At 56.6% G+C, this 19969-nt stretch carries 16 protein-coding genes and 1 other RNA gene; 5 read left to right on the forward strand and 12 right to left on the reverse strand.

Features of this window, described 5'->3' with window-relative positions; translation table 11 throughout:
* Window positions 1–2 precede the first annotated feature (2 nt).
* The 8 genes from G6L28_RS09040 to G6L28_RS09075 all read right to left on the reverse strand — a co-directional run bounded on the left by G6L28_RS09040 (window position 3) and on the right by G6L28_RS09075 (window position 7752).
* On the reverse strand, window positions 3–1355 hold the full coding sequence (locus tag G6L28_RS09040; protein WP_174063436.1) for an LLM class flavin-dependent oxidoreductase: 1353 nt from the start codon (window positions 1353–1355) through the stop codon (window positions 3–5).
* 283 nt (window positions 1356–1638) lie between these two features.
* On the reverse strand, window positions 1639–3192 hold the full coding sequence (locus tag G6L28_RS09045) for a Do family serine endopeptidase (protein ID WP_174063437.1): 1554 nt from the start codon (window positions 3190–3192) through the stop codon (window positions 1639–1641).
* Window positions 3193–3355: 163 nt separating this feature from the next.
* Window positions 3356–3685 (reverse strand): DHCW motif cupin fold protein, encoded by a 330-nt coding sequence (locus G6L28_RS09050; RefSeq protein WP_174063699.1) that lies wholly within the window; start codon window positions 3683–3685, stop codon window positions 3356–3358.
* Between the two features lie 133 nt (window positions 3686–3818).
* Window positions 3819–4748, reverse strand: a complete 930-nt coding sequence (gene hflC / locus G6L28_RS09055) for a protease modulator HflC (protein ID WP_174063438.1) — start codon at window positions 4746–4748, stop codon at window positions 3819–3821.
* Window position 4749: 1 nt separating this feature from the next.
* A complete protein-coding gene (gene hflK / locus G6L28_RS09060; RefSeq protein WP_174063439.1) occupies window positions 4750–5883 on the reverse strand; it encodes an FtsH protease activity modulator HflK in 1134 nt (377 codons plus the stop codon).
* Between the two features lie 145 nt (window positions 5884–6028).
* A complete protein-coding gene (locus G6L28_RS09065) occupies window positions 6029–6556 on the reverse strand; it encodes a dihydrofolate reductase (RefSeq protein ID WP_174063440.1) in 528 nt (175 codons plus the stop codon).
* Window positions 6553–7347, reverse strand: a complete 795-nt coding sequence (locus G6L28_RS09070) for a thymidylate synthase (RefSeq protein WP_174063441.1) — start codon at window positions 7345–7347, stop codon at window positions 6553–6555. Before G6L28_RS09070 ends, G6L28_RS09065 begins: the two co-directional genes overlap by 4 nt.
* Window positions 7348–7443: 96 nt before the next feature.
* Window positions 7444–7752 (reverse strand): DUF2853 family protein, encoded by a 309-nt coding sequence (locus G6L28_RS09075; protein WP_174063442.1) that lies wholly within the window; start codon window positions 7750–7752, stop codon window positions 7444–7446.
* Window positions 7753–7865: 113 nt separating this feature from the next.
* On the opposite strand from G6L28_RS09075, the gene ssrA reads away from it, so the two are divergent.
* From ssrA to G6L28_RS09095, 4 genes are all read left to right on the forward strand, one after another.
* Window positions 7866–8236: a transfer-messenger RNA gene (gene ssrA / locus G6L28_RS09080) on the forward strand.
* Between the two features lie 128 nt (window positions 8237–8364).
* Complete coding sequence (locus tag G6L28_RS09085) at window positions 8365–8874, forward strand: SspB family protein (RefSeq protein ID WP_174063443.1); 510 nt, start codon at window positions 8365–8367, stop codon at window positions 8872–8874.
* Window positions 8875–8930: 56 nt separating this feature from the next.
* Window positions 8931–9128 (forward strand): DUF4169 family protein, encoded by a 198-nt coding sequence (locus G6L28_RS09090; RefSeq protein WP_174063444.1) that lies wholly within the window; start codon window positions 8931–8933, stop codon window positions 9126–9128.
* Window positions 9129–9375: 247 nt separating this feature from the next.
* Window positions 9376–9588: a ribbon-helix-helix domain-containing protein gene (locus tag G6L28_RS09095; RefSeq protein WP_174063445.1), complete on the forward strand. Its 213-nt coding sequence runs from the start codon at window positions 9376–9378 to the stop codon at window positions 9586–9588.
* A 33-nt stretch (window positions 9589–9621) separates the two neighbouring features.
* Here the strand turns inward: G6L28_RS09095 and G6L28_RS09100 are convergent, their stop codons facing one another.
* The 4 genes from G6L28_RS09100 to G6L28_RS09115 form a co-directional block, all read right to left on the reverse strand.
* Entirely contained in the window at window positions 9622–13311 is a 3690-nt protein-coding gene (locus tag G6L28_RS09100; protein ID WP_174063446.1) for an AsmA family protein, read from the reverse strand.
* 83 nt (window positions 13312–13394) lie between these two features.
* The gene (locus G6L28_RS09105; protein ID WP_174063447.1) at window positions 13395–14804 is read right to left on the reverse strand and encodes an FAD-binding oxidoreductase; all 1410 of its coding nucleotides are present in this window, start codon (window positions 14802–14804) and stop codon (window positions 13395–13397) included.
* 99 nt (window positions 14805–14903) lie between these two features.
* Window positions 14904–18068: an efflux RND transporter permease subunit gene (locus G6L28_RS09110; protein WP_425292666.1), complete on the reverse strand. Its 3165-nt coding sequence runs from the start codon at window positions 18066–18068 to the stop codon at window positions 14904–14906.
* Window positions 18065–19210, reverse strand: coding sequence for an efflux RND transporter periplasmic adaptor subunit (locus G6L28_RS09115; protein WP_174063448.1), 1146 nt, complete (start codon window positions 19208–19210; stop codon window positions 18065–18067). The genes G6L28_RS09110 and G6L28_RS09115 overlap by 4 nt, the downstream gene beginning before the upstream one ends.
* Window positions 19211–19493: 283 nt before the next feature.
* Between G6L28_RS09115 and G6L28_RS09120 the strand changes: the two genes are divergently transcribed.
* Window positions 19494–19904, forward strand: a complete 411-nt coding sequence (locus G6L28_RS09120) for a carboxymuconolactone decarboxylase family protein (RefSeq protein ID WP_174063449.1) — start codon at window positions 19494–19496, stop codon at window positions 19902–19904.
* Window positions 19905–19969: the final 65 nt, after the last annotated feature.

Genomic DNA, 19969 nt, shown 5'->3' on the forward strand with positions numbered 1-19969 from the left:
CCTCACTCTGCGGCCTGGACGACCGAGCGTGCAGCGGTCCAGCGGTTGACGGGATAAGGGAGGCCCAGATTTTCTCGCAGTGTCGTTCCTTCATATTCCGTCCGGAATAAGCCGCGACGCTGGAGTTCAGGAATGACGAGATCGACAAAATCGTCGAGCGCCGTTGGCAACCATGGCGGCAGGATGTTGAATCCATCCGCCGCCTCGTTCTCGAACCACTCCTGCAATGTGTCGACGATCGTCTCCGGCGTTCCAACGATAGTGTAATGGCCACGCGCCGAAGCAACCCACTGGTAGAGCTGGCGGATGGTGAAATTGTTTTCGTCGGCGATCTGGCGAAGCAGCGCCTGACGGCTCTTCATGCCCTCGGTTGGAGGGGCGACAGGCAGTGGGCCATCAAGGTCATAACCGCGAAGATCGAGCGTGCCACCCGTCAAGCCGTTCAACAGTCCAACGCCATCCTCTTCCAGAATGAGTGATGTCAGACGCTCATATTTTTCCTGCGCCTCGGCGTGGGTGCGCCCGACGAATGGCGAGACTCCCGGCATGACAAGGACGTGATTGGGATTGCGGCCAAAGCCACGAGCGCGAGCCTTGATGTCGCGGTAAAACTCCTGCGCTGTTTCGATATGTTGATGAGCGGTGAAGATCACTTCTGCCGTTGCGGCGGCGAGCCCTCGCCCATCGTCTGACTGCCCTGCCTGAACGATCACGGGATGGCCTTGCGGTGAGCGAGATACGTTCAGCGGGCCGCGTACTTGAAAATGCTCGCCACGATGACTCGCCTCGTGCAGTTTAGCGCTGTCATAGAATACCCCGCTTTCGACATCGCGAACGAAAGCATCATCCTCGAAACTGTCCCATAGCTTCTTCACCACATCCACATGCTCGGCGGCACGCTTGTAGCGGTCTGCGTGTGGCAATTGCGTTTCGCGATTGAAGTTTTGCGCGGTGGGATCACCGGTCGTCGTAACCACGTTCCACCCTGCCCGCCCGCCGGAGATGAGGTCGAGAGACGCGAATTTGCGCGCCGTCAAATACGGCTCCTCGTAGGTCGTCGAAGAGGTGGCGATGAAACCCAGATTCTTCGTGAATGGTGCAAGTGCAGAGAAAAGTGTGGTTGGCTCGAAACCGGCCACGCGCGCGTTACCGCCTTCTCGCGCTCCGCCAAAACCGATGGCCAGATTGTCTGCCAGGAAGTAAGCGTCGAATAGCCCGCGTTCCGCAGTTTGCGCAAGTTGTCTGTGAAACTCCAGACTCAACGCTCCATCGGCTGGCTGATCGGGATGCCGCCATGCTGCAACGTGCTGCCCGCCACCCGGTAGAAATGCGCCAAGTCTGATCTTGCGTGACATATGGTTCCTCACTTTGTTTTAAGTCGCTGAAATTCATTATATTTCAGCTCAAAAACGTAAAGGCACCATCTCTTCCAAAGCAGCGCCCGCCGCCAAAAGAAGACTACATTGTCTATTATTTTAATATAGAATTGACGTTGCTAACTTGATCACGTCGCGCAAAAAAAATTTCGATATTCGTCGTCAGCGCAAAATAATCTCAGTCTAACGCACATGAAAAAAGCGGCGAACCCGGTTCGCCGCTTAGAAACTACAATAAATAGCAGAGGGCTTCGGTGCCACCTCATTCCAGCGGTATTGCCACGAAACGAAGATTACCCTGAGCATCCGCCACCATCACATGTGCGTTCTTGCGACCAGCAGACTTCAGGCCGTTAACGCGGACCAGCACGTCGCCCGGCACCTCCATGAAATCCTGACCGACTTCAACGATCACATCACCGGCTTTCACGCCTTTCTCTTCAGCGGCAGAACCCGGCGTTACACTGGAGACGTAAACACCCTCCACGCTCTCGGCCACGCCCTTTTCCGTGCGCAGTTCATCTGTCAGCATGACAAGATTCATGCCGAGCACGGTTTGCGGCGCTTCGCGAACGTCCGGTGCCTGCTGCTCTTCGCTTTCCGCACCGTTGTTTTCTTCAGGCGTGGCCATTTCACCACTTTCGCCGTTTTCCGGGGTCGCCTCGTCCCCGCTGGCACCGGGCTGCTGCTCTTCCGCGCTGTCCTGTAACTGACCGAGCTTTACCTTGACCGTCTGCTCCTTGCCATCTCGGAACACCACGACATCGACTTCCTTGCCGACCGGGCTTTCCGCGACGACCCGGGGCAGGTCACGCATTTCCTGGATAGGCTTGCCATCGAAGTTCAGCACCACATCACCCGCCTGAATCGGGCCGTTTTCAACCGGACCACCCTTCACGACGCCGGAAATCAACGCTCCGCGCGGGCTATCCAGACCGATGCTTGACGCGATATCGTCGGTGACCGGCTGCACGCGAACACCAAGCCAGCCACGGCGAGTCTCACCGAATTCAATCAGTTGCTGGACAATGTTCTGAGCAAGCTCGGTGGGAACCGCAAAGCCGATACCGATGGAACCGCCGCTTGGGGAAATGATAGCGGTGTTGATGCCGATCACCTCACCCTTCATATTGAAGAGCGGGCCGCCTGAGTTGCCCTTATTGATAGCAGCATCCGTCTGGATGAAATTATCATAGGGGCCAGCATTGATGTTGCGCCCCCGTGCAGAAATCACGCCAACGGTTAGCGAGCCGCCAAGACCGAACGGATTACCGATAGCCATCACCCAGTCACCGATGCGCATCGTTCGGGAATCGCCAAACTTAACCGCTTTCAATGGTGCTTTGGGTTCCACCTTGAGCACCGAAAGATCGGTCTTCGTGTCAGTGCCAACCAGCGTCGCCTTCAGCTTGTTGCCATTGGGGAAGATGACCTCGATATCGTCCGCACCCTCGATGACGTGATTATTGGTAACGACATAACCGGCCGGATCGATGACAAAGCCGGAACCGAGCGAACTGACCTTACCCCCATTGTCCGGCTTCTGGTTGTCGAAATAATCCTTGAAGAACTCCTGAAACGGCGAACCGTCCGGAATACGCGGCGGCGTCGGCCCCTTGCCTTCTGCCTTCACACTCTGCGAGGTCGAAATATTCACCACCGCATCCAGCAAGGGAGCTGCGAGATCCGCCACCGAAGCGGGTCCGATGCTTTGCGCCTGGGCGCTGACCGGAACGGAGAGACCACCGGCAACGATTGCTAATCCCGCCACTGCGGCGATGCTGCTGCGGAATGGCGAAAGGGTGGTCACAGGCATACAGCGTCCTCGCATCTGCAAAACATGGCCTCTAGCTTAATAGCCAAGCATAAGGCGGAATGATGAAGTGTAAAAATACCTTTTCGTGAACGCGTGCCAAGCCCGCAAGACATGCATCAGCTTCAAACGTCTGAATAAAATTCGGGTAGACAAGAGGCAGTTGTCAATCAACGATGAATAATTTGGCACCGGTCGCGGTATAGGATCGGTGCGGTTCCGCCTTGTCGGCAACCTGATAGCTCATGCCAGCCTTCAGGATGAAGCTGCGCCCATCTTCCAACTCGGTGGTGATTTCACCCTCAAGGCAAAAAAGGATATGGCCTTTACTGCACCAGTGATCTGCCAAATATCCAGGCGTGTATTCCACTATCCGTACACGAATGTCCCCAAATTGACGCGTCCGCCATGTCGCAGAGCCGGTTTCGCCAGCATGAAGTGTCGGTTCGATCTCCGACCAATCCGTCGTTCCAAAAGGAATATTATTTATCTGCAACTTAAAACTCCAAGGCAATGATCCATTGGCTGTATGCGCCATCATGCACCTGCATTGCCAGAGGAAAATTACGACCAAAAAAGAAAGCGCCGATGTTTCCACCGGCGCTTCATCTTTCGTCAATATCGACCAATCAGTTCCCAGAGGGCGCTGGTGTCGGCTGCTGTGCTGGCGGCGTTGCCTGGGCACCGTTGATATTGTTGAAATAACGGAAGAACGTCGAGTCCGGCGAAAGCACAAGCGTCGTGCCCGTACCGTTCAATGAGTTCGCATAGGCGGTCATCGAGCGATAGAACTCGAAGAAGTCCGGATCGCGCTGGAATGCGTCACCGAAGATACGGTTACGTTCGGCATCGCCCTCACCGCGAAAAACTTCGGACTGGCGACGTGCTTCGGATTCGAATTCGACAACCTGACGATCGGCGATAGCGCGGCGACGCTGACCTTCTTCGTTACCGCGTGCGCGGATCAGTTCGGCCTCGGCAAGACGCTCGGACTTCATGCGTTCGAACGTTTGCTGCGACACTTCCTGCGTCAAGTCCGTACGGCGAATACGAACATCGACAATGCTCAGTCCCAGCGATTCAGCATCGGGACGCAGGTCGTCACGCACTTCCTGCATCATCGATGCACGGGCATCGGAAAGCGCTGCTTCGAAGCCGCGAAGACCATAAACGCGACGCAGCGACGCGTCGAAACGAGTACGCAGGCGAGATTCCGCAGCAACCTGATCACCCGAAACCGTCTGACGGAAGCGGCGTGGATCGGTGATGCGGTAGACCACGAAAGCGTCAACCTCGTAGAACTTGCCGCCAGATACCTGAACACGGATGTTGTCATGGTCGAAACGCAAGGCGCGATTTTCGACGTACTGAACGCGGTCGGCATCCATGAAGGCGAAAGGAAGCTTGAAATAAAGACCCGGTTCCGTCTTCACGTCCCTGATCTCACCGAAGCGAACGACGATTGCCTGCTGGCGCTCGTTGACGACGAAGAACGAAGAGTAGGCAAAGAACAGAACAACGGCCAGACCGACGAGGATAGCAGTTAGACGATTACCCATATCAGTTGCCTCCCTGCTGGAGCGCAGCCGGATTACCACGCATCATTTCATTGAGAGGCAGATATGGCACCACTCCCTGCTTTTCATCGATGATGACCTTGTTCGAACCCTTGAAGACCTGCTCCATGGTTTCGATGAACATACGTTCACGGGTCACGTCCGGCGCTGTTCGGTATTGATCGTAGATCGACACGAAGCGCTGCGCCTCACCCTGAGCTTCATTCACAACTCGACTTTTGTAAGCATTCGCCTCTTCAACGATCTGCGCAGCCTGACCGCGTGCGGCACCCAGACGCTGGTTGGCGTACTGGTTCGCTTCCTGCACGAAACGGTCTTCGTCCTGCTCGGCACGCTGAACCTCATCGAAGGCATCGGCCACTTCACGCGGGGGAGCTGCATCTTCGATGGCGACTGCGTTGATCGAAAGCCCGGCACCATAGCTGTCCATGGTGGTCTGAATGATCGTGCGCACTTCCGCAGAGATCGCCTGACGATTGTCGCGGAAGATATCCTGCGCCGGACGACGACCGACGATCTCACGCATGGCGCTTTCCGCGACCTGTTGCAGTGTTTCGGCTGGCGTATCGACGTTGAACAGATAGGACTTCGCGTCGGATACGGTATAGAGCACGGAGAACTGAACGTTGACGATGTTTTGATCGCCGGTCAACATCACACCGCTCGGGGCGGAGTTGGAGTTGGCGCGACCGCCGATGTTTTGCTGCTGCTCCGTGACCTTGACGATCTCGACGGTTTCGATTGGCCAGAGATGGAAATGCAGGCCGGGCATGGAGACCTCATCTTTCGGCTTACCGAAACGAAGTTCTACGCCGCGCTCATCCGGCTGTACGGTGTAGACAGACTGGATACCGACAAATGCCAGAACGACCAGAACGAGGATCGCAACGACGCCACCGTTGAAGCCACCCGGCAGAACGTTCTTGAAACGATCCTGACTGCGACGGATAATCTCTTCCAGATCCGGCGGGCCACCGTTGCCGCCACCCCCACCGCCGCCGCGCGGGCGGTTCGGTCCCTGACCCCACGGGCCGCCTTGGTTGTTTCCACCACCGCCGCCGCTGCCGTTACCGCCGCCCCAAGGGCCGCCGCCGCCATTTTGATTGCTCCAGGGCATCAATACCTCTTTGACTGTAAACCTTCCCGCTCCCTCTCGAATGCGTTCATTAGCATTCGACGGGAATATCGTCCTCGTTATAGGAATAGGACGCGTCTCTTTCAACGCGGGGCCGGTAACTTAATACCAGATCAGGGTAAATAGTTCACTTTGCATCGATACGCCGTCGATAAGTGACAAAACGCACCGGGTAGTTATCCTTTTCCCCGGCTGGCAAGGGAATTTCGTCGATCTTCTCGAAAACGGCCGGGTCAATTTCGGGGAAAAACGTGTCCCCTTCCAGCTCCGCCTCCACATGGGTGACGGAAAGTTGATCGGCAAGAGGCATCGCCTGACGGTAGATTTCGCCACCGCCAGCCACGAAAACCTCATCGACGCCAAGTTCCCGCGCCTTCGATTTCGCAAGGTCGAGCGCCTCTTCCAGCGACCCGACGACATCCACACCAGAGGGATTATAATCGCTGTTTCGGCTGACGATGATATGCGGCCTGCCCGGCAATGGGCGCTCGCCGACGGACAGAAACGTCTTGCGCCCCATGATCAGCGGCTTGCCCATGGTCTGCGCCTTGAACCTTTTCAGGTCCGACGACAGTTTCCACGGCATATCGAGTTCGCGCCCGATGACATTGTTGCGGGAAACGGCTGCAATGAGCGTAATAAGAGGTTCACTCATACCGCAATCGGTGCCTTGATGCTTGAATCAGCCTCGTAGTTTTCCAGCGTAAAGTCTTCGAATTTAAAGGCAAACAGGTCGCGCACATCCGGATTTATGCGCATCGTCGGAAGCGCCTTCGGTTGCCGCGTCATCTGGAGTTCAGCCTGCTCGAAATGGTTCGAATAGATATGCGCGTCTCCTAGCGTATGCACGAAGTCACCCGGCTTGAGGCCGACCACCTGCGCAACCATCAACGTCAGCAGCGCATAGGAAGCGATATTGAATGGTACGCCGAGGAAAATATCTGCGGAGCGCTGATAAAGCTGGCAGGAAAGCTTGCCTTCAGAGACATAGAACTGGAAGAGGCAGTGGCACGGCGGCAAAGCCATCTCGTCTACCAATGCCGGATTCCAGGCCGAAACAATGTGGCGGCGCGAGTTCGGATTCGTCTTCAGGCTTTCGATCAAAAGCGCGATCTGGTCGATATGTCGACCGTCCGGTGCTGGCCATGAGCGCCACTGCGCGCCGTAGACCGGACCGAGATCACCGTTTTCATCTGCCCACTCGTCCCAGATTGTGACGCCGTTCTCCTTGAGATAGGCGATATTGGTGTCACCCTTCAGGAACCACAGCAGCTCATGGATGATCGAGCGAAGGTGCAGCTTCTTGGTGGTCAGCACCGGAAAGCCTTCGGAGAGATCGAAGCGCATCTGATATCCGAAAACAGAGCGCGTGCCTGTGCCGGTACGGTCGCCCCGGTCACTGCCGTTTTTCATCACATGCGCAAGAAGGTCGAGATACTGCTTCATAGTTCCGCCGCCGATTCCTTAAGTGGCCTTTATTATAGGCGTCGCAGGCGGCGGAACCAACAGGGAGAAAGAAATGCTCCCCATTATTCTACGGGATCAAAGGGTTTCCAGCTTTCCGAGATCTTTTGCCACCAGATAGTAGAATGTTACACGGGACTTCGTGCGGTCCGCTGCCATTGCTTTTGCCGCCGCATTCACTGCCTTGTCAGCGTCTGCACCATCGACACCCAGTTTCTTCCCACACCGACTCGCCTTGACACGGGCAAGCTCGTCCGGGTCCGAAGTCGAAACCATCGAGGAGTCACGATTTCGGAGCGCGATGCCCAAATGCTTGACGATTTTGTTTACCACCGCCTCATCGGCACCGGCATCATATTTCTTTACGTCTGCGAAGTAGTCCGTCATGTCCTATCCTCCAGTTTTCCGGCGCATTTTAGCGACCGGTTGAACAAGAAGATGTTCCAACCTCATTGCGACGTCAAGAATTGCGCGCAACCTTTCATCGAAATGTCACGAGACCTCTTTTCTAAGGCAGCAGAAATGCCTATATGACCCTTGCCGGATGCAAATCCGGCTATGGCGATAAACTGTCGGTGTAATAAGCCTATTGGACCCGGGGGCGGTACCCGGCGCCTCCACCAAAAACCGGCGGCCTCTCGTGAAGGCCGGCTTTTGATGGGGGCGAAATAGGATCGACAAGGGTGTAAAGATCGGTCTTTCGCTCGGCATGATACCGCCGTTATCGGGTCACAAGTGTAGTTGCAAATGACAACAACGCTAAGGAATACGCTCTCGCTGCCTAATGGCGGTGCGGGAATTCCGCTCTAAGTCCTTACGGTTAGCCCCGTAAGGCGGGGTTCGGAGGTACCTGGCAACAGAAACCTCCACCTTCTCCATTCCGCCAAAATTGGCTATATGATGCGAGTCACGTGCGTTGGCTGGCTTTTCCGTTGCCGCGCTCTAAGACATTGCGTATACTTAGGTAAAAGACGTTCGAATAAGGAAAGACAGGACCGTATGGGGCAGGATCATATCCGTTACGACATTCTCGCACAGGATGCCCTTCGCGGCGTTATTCGCAAGGTACTGAGCGAAGTTGCGGCGACCAGCCGCCTGCCCGGCGAACACCATTTCTTCATCACGTTTCTCACCGGCGCTCCCGGTGTCCGTATTTCCCAGCATCTCAAGGCGAAATATGCCGAGCAGATGACGATCGTGATCCAGCACCAGTTCTGGGATTTGAAGGTCACCGAAACCCAGTTCGAAATTGGTCTGTCTTTCTCGGATACCCCTGAAAAGCTGGTGATTCCGTTCAATGCAATCCGTGGGTTCTACGATCCATCCGTGAACTTCGAGCTTGAATTCGACGTGCCGCTTTCCGAAGAGGAAGAAGTCGTTGAGGCTGAAATCACGGCCTACCCTGCCCCAGCCGAAGGCAAGCCTGTTTCTTCCGAAGAGAAGAAGTCAGACGACGAAAAGAAGGCTGGATCGGTCGTTTCGCTGGATGCGTTCCGCAAGAACAAATAATGCCTCTGCGGGCTTTGGCCTGCTCATCTGACCTTGCACCAGACGGAGAGAGCCGCATGACGGGCGATGTCGTGAATCTGCGCCAGTTCCGCAAGCAGAAAACTCGTACCGAAAAGGAAAAACAGGCGGAGCAAAACCGCCTGTCATTCGGCAGAACCAAAGCCGAAAAGACCCTGACATCTACCATCAACAAGAAGGCCAGCCAAAAGCTCGATCAAAGCAAGCTGGAGAAGAAAGACAGCCTGCCGGATTAGGTAGGTTTTGGATCACCAGCCGGCCGGAACGTGACGACGGTTTCGGACAGGCGGGTCGAATGATTGCTGGCAACAAATCCGGCCTTAGCTCCATTGGTGAGTTTAAATTTTTCCGGCACCGGATAAGTGCGGAACTCCCACCGCCGATCTGCGTTATCGAGAGCCAGCAATCATAAATTTCATATACTTGCAGGCACAACATGAATCAGACTGACAAAACCCTGAGCCAGTTTGGGAAGCCGCAATTTTGATCCGAAAGCACTCCACAACCCTTCACGGCCACCGCACCAGCATCTCGCTGGAGGATGCGTTTTGGGACGAGCTTCGATCAATTGCTGAAAAGCGCAAAATGAGTTTTGCGGCACTTCTGGCAGAAATAGATGACAATCGCCCAGAAGACAGCAACCTGTCTTCATCTCTGCGAGTGTACGTGCTCAACTGGCTCAAGTCACATAAGTAGCCATATCAGCTAAATAATCTTTGCGGAGAAACGTTAAGGCGTTGCCGTATTCGGCGGGTTGGAGAATTGGCGGATAACCTCCTCCGTCGGCGGTACGCTAAGAGCTGGACCGGACTGAGGTTGGCTTTGTTCGCGTTGCAGGCGCTCCTGCTGTTCCTTTTTGGCCTGAAGACGTTCCTGTGCAATTGTGCGTAGTCGCTCTTCTTCCGCCTGCCTTACTTTTTCGGCGGCTTCCGCGCGTTCTTTCGCGGCCTGACGTTCGGCAGCCTGAAAGCGGTATAGCGCAACCTCACGCCGAAGCCGCTGCTTTTCCATGACGCTGGCCTGAAGCGCCTCGACGCGGCGGCGCTCGCGCTCGAAGGCGCGCAGCGAAAGATAACCTGTGAGGCCGGAGACATCCGTAGTCAGTGCCGGTTGCGCGAGCGGACCGGTATAGTTCAGCCGGATCGATGGCTCTGCACCGGCAAGTTCCTCAATCCCGGGATTGAATTTCATTTCGATACCGCCGTTCAGCGTCTCGGTAGCAAGGTTCAGGGCAAGTTGCCCATTAAACGAGACCTGCTGCGTTGCAGCCGACACATTCTGCATATGCAGACTGCCATCGCTGATCGTGAACGGCATTGAGACTTCACCGAGCGGAATTTCGCCCTGCCACAACTGTGCATCCACCAGCGGGCGCACCTTGGCAGCATCGATATTGCTCTGCAACGCGTTCGCTTCCTGCAGCCATGGCTGAAACGCATTTTGGTTGAGGCCGCGCGCGACAAGACCACCCGTGCGGATTTCGCCGGAACCACCAGCCGAAGACAAAAGCTCGGCGACGCTTTTGCCGGTTGCTTCCACAGTCATATCGACGGCGAAACGACCGCTCGCGACAGGAGCGTTGCCGCTCTTCCACATCACGCTGTCGGGGTTGGCACCGGAAATTGCGATTTTCGTGCGGAAGATACCGGCGCTTTCGCCAGTTGCCATCGCCACGCGGCCTGAAACCTTGCCCCCCATCCAGTCACCTGTCACGTCGTTGAGAGACAATGTGCCGTTGGCGTGGTTCAAGGCGAAGGAAAGCGCGCTTACAGTGCCGAACGAGCCAGCCTGGAAATTCGCTGCCTTTACCGACAGTGACGCATCGAGCCATGGAAACGCCGGAAGCGCGACTGGTTTGGCGTTGAGTGCGCCAGATTCAGGATCTATTACCGGCCCGTACATCGTATCGCCCAGCCAGGCGAGATCGACGTTATCCAGCGTAAGATCACCGGTAACCTTGTGTGGCGAGGCTTTCGCAACAGTCAGGTTGCCGGAAAATTTGTTACCGCCCGCTTGCCCCAAGAGATTAGAGAACGTTGCCTTCAAACTATCGATGGCGAGCTTCGCATTGCCTTTCATTGCCATGCCACCGCCAAGCTGCGGCAGACCGATGGCATTCATGATAAGGTAAGGCTCGATATCGACGCTTTCGAGCGCCAAATCGGCGCTACCTTCACCGAAATTGGACGCAGCCAGCGAAAAGCTACCATTGGCGGAAAAATGCGTACGCTCGGTGGAGAAACGGACGTCCGTCTGTGCCGAGGAACCCAATGTTCCATTCAGCTTCACAGACAGAAGACCTTCACCATCCGCATCGAAAGGAAGCGGATCCAGTCCCACCTGCCCGAACAGAATGGCCGTCGACTGGTTTTTGAGAACCGCCTCTAGCGTCAACGCCGTGTCGTCGGTGATGGACAAAAAGTCCGGCAGCTTGGCGACGGCCGATACGCGGCTGCCATTGATCGTGCCGGACACGGCAGCGTTCGCGCCGCCATTGTTGCTGTCGACCGAAAGATCCACCGCGACATCGGAATTTGCATACCAGGGTGCGCTTTTGACGAGACGATCCAGCAAAGGATGGTTTGGCAGTTTTTGCCGAAGGAGATCGAAAACCGGCTGCATATCGACAGCGTGAACATTGACTGTTCCCTTGCCTGCATATTCCAGCAAGGAACCCTGTAGCTGTCCCTTGGCACGCACTTCGGCGCCGGCAATATCGCCTGCATTCATCGTGTCGAGCGACAATACACCGTCGGCCAGCGTGAAAGCGGTTTCCACCTTATTGGCAGTCACGCCCGACATGTTGAATCGGTCTGCCTTGAACTTCGCGGTGATGCGGTGGTCGAGAACCGTGCCCCCGACCTGATCGCCGAGCGCCAGACCTCCCAATGCCTTTAGGGCGTCCAGATCTATCTCGTCACCGGAAAGATCGACATCGATACTTGCTCCCTTCTCCATCGACTGACGCACCAGGCTGCCGTGGAGAGAAGCCTGACCGATGGCGAGCTCGAGATCGTCGAAGCGTTGTGCCTGTGTCGTCAGTGAAACCTTAGAGGAAAAACCCGCTGCGTTGAGCTGCCGGATGGCGGGATCGACCGTGCCGGACAGCCAGTTTGCCAGACCGGACGGCTGGTTGGACGCCACCAGCATATCGCCGTTGAAAGCGGGACCACCCGTCAGGGTCAGCGAACCCTTGCCTTCCAGCTGCGTTCTGCCGGGCAAGACAGCCACTGCATTCACCACTTGCCAGCCCGCGCCATCGGGCTGCACCTCGAGACGGATATCGCGAATGGTCGTGTCGTCGGAAACCAGCGCCGGAAGGCTGATACTCGCCTTGCCGGGAACCTGTGGAACGGGAATACGCGCGATCAGCCCCGCGAAGGCTTCGATGCGCTGCCGCACGGAAGCTGTCGGTACACGAGAGGTCTTCCCCGCCTGTACGGGGGCTGGCGCAAAGCGATTGAAGTCGATCTGCTGGCCATCCGCCGTCAGCAGGAACTCCGGCTCGGTACCCGTGTCCAGTGTTGCTTCACCGGTTACAATGTAGGGGTTTTCCGTGCCGCCGAGTTCCATGCGGTAGCTTGGTATACGAACGCGCCCGTTCGTCAGCTCGAAGCTGCCTCGCGTACGCGGCGCGGAAAACATGGACTGGTCGTTCTGCTGCTTCTGCTTGTCGTCCTGCCGAAAATTGAAGGCGAAGGAACCGCTGTAAACCGGGCGACCGGCAGCAGCACCAATGCCGCCGTCCAGATCGATCTCGACCGGATACTCATCCGGCTGCATCCGCAGACGCAGGCCCATTCGACCAACAGTCGGGTCCGGCTCCCCGCTGCTCAGCGAGAAAGATCCGGCATGACCATCAATCGCAGCCCTGCCATCGGCACGCCATGGACCGGCAAGCGATTTTGCCGACATTGCCGCATTCAGCCCGCTGATCGTGCGATTACGACCCGATTGCTCATCGATGAACTCGATCTGTCCGCCTTCGATATTGACACTTTCCAGAACGACGGTGCGGGCTGGGATTTCAGCGCGACCGCCGCGCATCCAGTCCAGCGTACCGTCTTTCAACAACCGGATTTTTGCCTTTGGTTCTTCGATGCGCATATCGAAGATACGCGCTTCACCAGAAAGAAACGGCGCCAGTTCAGCATCCATCGAGAAGCGGGCCACCTGAATAAGCGGCGAGCCATCGGCATCCGTTCCGGCGCGCACGTCGTGCAGCGTGACTGAAGGAAAAGGTAAGAGACGCGCCTCCACAGGGCCGTGAACGACGACCTTCTTGCCGAGAATACGACTTGCCTGATCTTCGAAATTGCGGCGGAAATCGGTCCAGTCGATAAAGTAAGGTATCAGGAGCGCCGCAAACAGCGTCACGACCAAGAGCCCGCCCAGAAAAACCAATATGCGTCCGAGCACGACCCGACGTCTCCTTTAATCCTTGATGAAATTAGCGTTTTTTCGCTTGAGGGCAAGTGTCAATTAGAACCTGCCTAACCGCGTTAAAGACGGAAAAGCTTGCCCGGATTGAAAATATTATCGGGATCAAGTGACCGCTTGATGGCACGCATCATATCGAGCGCATTTCCGGCTTCTTCTTCCAGAAAACTCATCTTTCCCTGCCCTATGCCGTGCTCACCCGTGCAAGTGCCGTCGAAAGCAATTGCGCGACGGTTGAGGCGGGCGACGAAGGCTTCCGTCTTTGCTACACTTTCGGGGTCTTTGCCATCGAACAGCACCAGAACATGGAAATTACCGTCACCCGCGTGGCCGACGATCGGCGCTAACATCCCGTTCTCAGCAATGTCCCCCTGCGTTTCGACCACGCAGTCGGCAAGGCGCGAAATCGGTACGCAAACATCGGTCGAAAGGCCGTCCAGATGCGGCGCAAGCGCACGCGATGCCCAATAGGCATCATGGCGCGCCTTCCAGAGCTTGTTTCGCTCCTGAGCATCGCCTGTCCACTTGAAATCCGTGCTGCCGTATTCGGCGGCAATTTCCGCGAATTGTTGAGATTGCAGCGCCGTTGTTTCATCCGTGCCGTGAAACTCCACAAACAGCGTCGGCTTCTCGTCGTAACCGAGGCCGGAATAAGCGTTGCATGCACGAATCTGCACTTCATCCAGAAGCTCGATACGGGCAACAGGAATGCCGATCTGGATCGTCATGATAACCGCATCGCAAGCAGCCTTGATGCTTTCGAACGAACAAACCCCACCAGCAATTTTTTCAGGAATTCCCTGTAGGCGCAATGTAACGGAGGTCAACACGCCGAGCGTGCCTTCCGCACCAACGAACAACCTCGTCAGATCGTAACCTGCGGAAGACTTGCGCGCGCGTCTGCCGGTGCGGATTTCCTCGCCATTCGCGGTCACGGCGGTAACGGCCAGAACATTATCCTTCATGGTGCCATAGCGTACGGCATTGGTGCCGGATGCGCGTGTGGATGCCATTCCGCCGATGGAAGCGTTTGCGCCTGGGTCGATTGGAAAAAACAAGCCCGTATCGCGCAGATAGGTGTTGAGCTGCTCGCGGGTGACGCCCGGCTCCACCGTCACATCCAGGTCTTCGGCGTTCACCTCGATGATACGGTTCATGCGGCTGAAATCTACAGAAATGCCGCCTGAAGGCGCGTTGACCTGCCCTTCCAGCGAAGAGCCTATCCCAAAGGGAATGACGGGAACTTTGTGCTCCGCGCAGGCCTTTACCACCGCCTTCACGTCGTCCGCACTCTCGGCAAACACCACGCCGTCCGGCAACTGTGTCGTCAGATAGGTTGTTGTATGGGAGTGCTGTTCACGAAAGGACAGCCCGGTCTGGAGCTTGTCCCCAAGCTGCTGTTTCAGAACACCGAGAACGGCAGAAACAGCCGCTTCGTTTCTAAATCCCGATACGACATCCTTGAGGGCCATGAGGGTCTCCACTGCAATACAAAAGTCGGACTCGCTTTCCGCAAGTCCGGCTTGGTATGAGACACTGATCTGGCTTTGTCCAGATGCTATGCCGCCACCTCACTCGGCAGCGAGAAGCGGCTTGTCCTCTTCGATGGCCCGGCGGCGGATGGCCGTTTCCAGCTCGCGGTGCAGGCGGATTTCCTCGTCCGCGTGCGGCTTGGCAAAACGGGCCAGCAACAGATAGGACACCGGCGTGATGTAGAGCGTCACCAGCGTCGCGAGGCCAAGACCGCCGACGATGACCCAGCCGAGCGCGATGCGCGCTTCCGCGCCCGCGCCCTGCGCCAGCACAAGAGGCACACCGCCGAGGATCGTTGCGATCATCGTCATCATGACAGGCCGCAGGCGAATGGTGCACGCCTTCTCGATGGCTTCGCGCACGCTCGCTCCGCGATCCCGCAGCTGGTTGGCAAATTCCACGATCAGAATGCCGTTCTTCGCCATCACACCGACCAGAAGCACAAGGCCGATCTGGCTATAGACATTGAGGCTGGAACCGGTGACGAGCAGCGCGATAACGGCGCAGGCCAGACCCAGCGGGACGGTCGTCATGATGATGATCGAGCTCAATACACTTTCAAACTGTGCCGCCAATACAAGGAAGATGATGGCAATGGCAAAGCCGAAGGTCAGCAACATACCGCTGGAATTCTCCTCAAGCGTTGCCGCCTCACCGAGTGGCAGAAGACGCGCGCCGGATGGCAATATCGACTGCGCCATCTCATTGACCTTCGCGACCGCCTCGCCCAGCGAGACGCCATCGCGCAGATTTGCGGAAAAACCGACCGATGGAAGCTGCTGCTCACGGTTCAGTTCCGGCGCGACGGCTGTCTCCTTCAGCGTGGCGATGGTGGACATCGGCACCATCCTGCCGTCTTCTGTCTTGAGGAAGACGTTTTCGAGGTCGGTCGGATCGTTGATCGGGCGCGTTGACGACAAAAGCCGAACTGGAACGGCGTCGCCATTTACGAACACATCCACAATCGAGCGCCCTTCCAGCAACGACTGCATTGCGTGAGACAGGCCGGTGATATCGATGCCCAGGTCCGATGCCCGTTCACGATTGATCGAAACGGAGAGCTGTGCCTGGTTGGGTTCATTATCCAGTTGCGGTGTGTCGAACAGGCCGCTTTCTTCCATTGCGCGAAGCAACTTCTGAGTGGCTTCGTTCAGTGCTCCATAATTGCTGCCGACCATCGCCATGCTAAGGCCATTGCCCGCACCGCGAATACGCAGGCTGTTCGGCTGCGAAGCCGTTCCGCGAAGGGCCGGAACCTTCTGCGCGGCCGCGTTGACGTCCTGTGCAATCTGGTTCTGCGTGCGCTCGCGTTCTCCCCAGGGCGCAAGTGTCAGCACCATGAAGCCGGAGTTGGACGAGCCATTCATGCCGGTGATCGAATAGATGTTGCGGATTTCGCCACTATCGCGCAACGGCTTGAGGTTCTCTTCGATCCGCTGCAATTGATCGCGCGTATATTCAAGGCTCACGCCCTGCGGTGCCGTCACACGCATGAAAAGTGAGGAGCGGTCTTCGCGCGGCGTCAGTTCGTTCTGCACCATGCCGAAGGCGACCCAGGACACACCTGCAAAAGCAAGCGAGACAACGATAACGATGAGTGGATTGTTGAGGCATCCTGACAGCGTGTTCTTGTAAGTCGTTGCAAAGACATTGCCAAACCATGCGAGCGGCCCGGTCTGATCCTCCACATTGTTCTTGAGCATTCGGGAAGCGAGCATGGGGCAAAGCGTCAGCGCGACGATTGACGAAAGACCCACCGCGAATGCCAGCACGAAGCCAAATTCGCGAAACAGCCCGCCCAACTGACCAGGAAGGAACGATAGCGGAATGAAAACGGCGGCAAGAGTGGCGGTGGTGGCGATGACTGCGAAGAAAACCTCCTGAGTGCCGAGTACGGCAGCCGCACGCGGCCCCATGCCTTCGGCGCGGCGTCGAAATATGTTTTCCAAAACCACGATGGCGTCATCGACAACCAGACCCGTTGCCAGAACGATGGCGAGCAAGGTGAGGATGTTGATGGAAAAGCCCACCATATAGATCGCGACCAGCGTACCGATCAGCGCAACGGGCATGGTGATCGCTGGAATGAGGGTGGCGCGCCAATCCCGCAGGAAGAGATAAAGCACGACGAGAACGATCACAGCGGAAAGGCCAAGCGCCAGTTCCACCTCGTGCAACGCACCCTCGATAAACACCGCATCGTCGCTTGTCACGACGACCCGCGTGCCTTCCGGCAGGTTTGGCGTCATCGACTCCACCGCCGCTTTCACGCCGTTGGAAATGTTGAGCGTGTTGGACTGTGCCTGACGAATGACGCCCAGACCGACGCCCTGTACGCCATTGGAACGAAGAGAGGTATTTTCGTCATCCGCACCCAATTGAACACTAGCCACATCGCGCAGACGTACCCGGTCCTTGATCAGCAGGTTTTCAAATTCCGCAGGCGTCGTGAGGTTTGCCGTGGCGCGCACGACGATATCCTGTGTAGAGCTTTTGAGTGAACCCGCTGGCACATCGAGCGCGGCAGTCGACAAGGCATTCGAAACATCCGTGACCGTCAAGCCCCGACTGGCCAGTGCCGCCTGATCGAGATCGATGCGGAAGACCTTTTCCTGATCACCGTACATTTCGACGTCGGCCACACCATCCACGGCGGCGAGACGGTCGATGATTTCGTCGTCCACAAGGTTCGTCAGGTCTTCCATGCTGAGCGTGGAAGAGGTGACCGCAAGCCGCATGATCGGCTGGCTATCGGAATCCGCCTTGATGATCTGCGGCTCGTCGGCATCGTCCGGCATCTGGTTGGTAATGCGACCGATAGCATCGCGCACATCGTTCGCCGCAACAGCCAGATCGATATCGTCGCCGAATTCCATCGTCACACGGCTGGTACCGAATTGTGATTCGGATGATATGGATTTAACACCGCTGACACGGGCAACGGCGCCTTCGATGGTTTGGGTGACTTCCTGATCGATGGTTTCGGGCGAAGCGCCGTCATAGGTGGTGCGCACGGAAATGACAGGTCGGTCCACATCCGGCAGTTCGCGTACCTCCACACCGGCAAGTGCGGCAAGACCGGCAACGACGAGCAGCGTATTCAAAACCGCAGCAAGGATGGGACGGCGCACGAAAAGCGCGGTAAAGGCCAGCTTCGAATCCTGGCCCGTTTGAGGCGTCTGTCCGTTGATGGAACCACTCACTGGCGTGCGACCTCCGGTGCTTTCGGTTCATTACCAATCCGCACCGTGCCGCCCTCGCGTACGCGTTGCAAGCCTTCCGTCACAAGCAGATCCCCCTCACCCAGCCCGGCCTTTACAAGCACGGAATCCGGGTTGCGCTGCACCACCTGTACGCGGACTTTAGATGATTTATTATCCGTGACGCGCCACACGTAGGAGCCCTCGGCATCCCACTGCACGGCGAGCGGGTCGACCGAAGGATAATTTTCGCCCTCGAAGCGCATGGTGACGCCAAATGACATGCCGGCGCGCAGCGTATCCTGCGCATTGTCGAATACGGCGCGAACCCTGATCGTCCGGCTTGCCTCATCGACGCGATTATCGACCGCTTCAACCTCACCCTTGAAAGTCTCCCCGGGACGCGAAATGGACGTCGCTTCCACCGGCATTCCAACCTTGATGGCAGTGGTGAACCGTTCAGGCGCCCAGAAGTTGACCAATATTTTCGAGCGATCATCGAGGCTTACGATACTGGACTGCGTTGTTGCGTTGTCCCCGATATTGACCGCCACGATACCCGCGATCCCGTTGATGGGAGCAACGATGTTGCGACGCGTAAGATTGAGTTCGGAAGTTCTGAGCGCCAGTTTTGCCGCCTCTTCCGCGATCTGCGCGTCCAGAACATCCAGTCGCGCAACGGATTGCAGGTTCTTGTAGGAGCTGGATTTGTCGATTGCGCTCTTCAGCGCAACCTGCGCCTTTTCCCGCTCGATAACCTGTTCGTCATCATCGAGCCGCGCCAGAACATCGCCTTTCTTGACCCTCTGGCCGGAGGAAATGAGAATTTCGGAGATAAGACCTGAAGCCTGTGGGGTGACGACAACGGACTGGATCGCTTCCCCGTTGCCGATGGCGCTCACGCGGTCGTTCACGGTGCCAGTCTTCACAGGTGCAGTTATCACCAGCGTCGCATTATTTCGGCCACCACCCTGTCCACCAGCACGCGCTGGAGAGCCAGATGCAGATTGCGGAGCAGGCTTTTCAGCGTTGACGAGACCTGCTTTGGCCAACATGTCCTTAGCCGTGGACGAGTTATACGCCCAAAGACAGAAACCAGCGCCGACAACAGCAAGACTGACACCAACCTGCTTCCAAACCCGCATGCAATTCTCCGTATGATCTTTCCGTACCTACGCCACGGCTTTCGCACAGGCAGCCGGATGATTTGCGGCAGTATCTTTGCTCGTGCTTAACAACGCAACGCAAGATTCCGTTTCTTAACGAATTGTAATTCAGGCTGCTTTGTATCGCAGTGAACGGAAATCGGACCGGTTTAAAGTATTTCCGGTTGCGTTATCATGATAAACGACCCTCTTGCCAAGAAAGACGTGAGCCTACGGCCGGTACGGTCTTCAAGCATGATACAGTCCATCGGAGGGAAAATCGATGACCACCGTCTCCAAGCACCAGAATCCGGAAGCCGATCCACGCGTCAAAGCAGTGTTCGACGATATCCGCAGTACGCGGAAATCCGATTCCATCAACAACATGTGGCTTTATCTCGCATTTGACCCCGATCTACTGGAAAAGACGTGGGGAGAAGTGAAAGCCGTGATGGCCACGCCATCCGCGCTCGATCCGCTCGTGAAAGAAATGCTCTACATCGCGGTGTCGGTCACCAACGGGTGTTCATACTGCGCCCATTCTCACACAGCCGCCGCAAAGGCAAAAGGGATGACGAGCGAACAGCATGCCGATCTGATGCGGGTCATTTCGCTTGCGGCAAAGACCAACCAGCTCGCAACAGCACTCCAGCTTCCGGTCGATGCCGCTTTCGATACGGATCGTGGAGCCTGAAAGGAAAAATGCCTTGGAATAGGCGCTTTGCCAATTGATATGGGAATAAAAGAAGAACGAACTTC

The sequence above is a fragment of the Agrobacterium larrymoorei genome (assembly GCF_013322225.1).
GTDB lineage: Bacteria > Pseudomonadota > Alphaproteobacteria > Rhizobiales > Rhizobiaceae > Agrobacterium > Agrobacterium larrymoorei_A.

Bases quoted from the DNA above. Each gene is read 5' to 3' on its own strand.
- G6L28_RS09040 (WP_174063436.1), bottom strand. From the start codon at position 1,355: ATGTCACGCAAGATCAGACTTGGCGCATTTCTACCGGGTGGCGGGCAG.
- G6L28_RS09045 (WP_174063437.1), bottom strand. From the start codon at position 3,192: ATGCCTGTGACCACCCTTTCGCCATTCCGCAGCAGCATCGCCGCAGTG.
- hflC (WP_174063438.1), bottom strand. From the start codon at position 4,748: ATGGGTAATCGTCTAACTGCTATCCTCGTCGGTCTGGCCGTTGTTCTG.
- hflK (WP_174063439.1), bottom strand. From the start codon at position 5,883: ATGCCCTGGAGCAATCAAAATGGCGGCGGCGGCCCTTGGGGCGGCGGT.
- G6L28_RS09065 (WP_174063440.1), bottom strand. From the start codon at position 6,556: ATGAGTGAACCTCTTATTACGCTCATTGCAGCCGTTTCCCGCAACAAT.
- G6L28_RS09070 (WP_174063441.1), bottom strand. From the start codon at position 7,347: ATGAAGCAGTATCTCGACCTTCTTGCGCATGTGATGAAAAACGGCAGT.
- G6L28_RS09075 (WP_174063442.1), bottom strand. From the start codon at position 7,752: ATGACGGACTACTTCGCAGACGTAAAGAAATATGATGCCGGTGCCGAT.
- G6L28_RS09085 (WP_174063443.1), top strand. From the start codon at position 8,365: ATGGGGCAGGATCATATCCGTTACGACATTCTCGCACAGGATGCCCTT.
- G6L28_RS09090 (WP_174063444.1), top strand. From the start codon at position 8,931: ATGACGGGCGATGTCGTGAATCTGCGCCAGTTCCGCAAGCAGAAAACT.
- G6L28_RS09105 (WP_174063447.1), bottom strand. From the start codon at position 14,804: ATGGCCCTCAAGGATGTCGTATCGGGATTTAGAAACGAAGCGGCTGTT.
- G6L28_RS09115 (WP_174063448.1), bottom strand. From the start codon at position 19,210: ATGCGGGTTTGGAAGCAGGTTGGTGTCAGTCTTGCTGTTGTCGGCGCT.
- G6L28_RS09120 (WP_174063449.1), top strand. From the start codon at position 19,494: ATGACCACCGTCTCCAAGCACCAGAATCCGGAAGCCGATCCACGCGTC.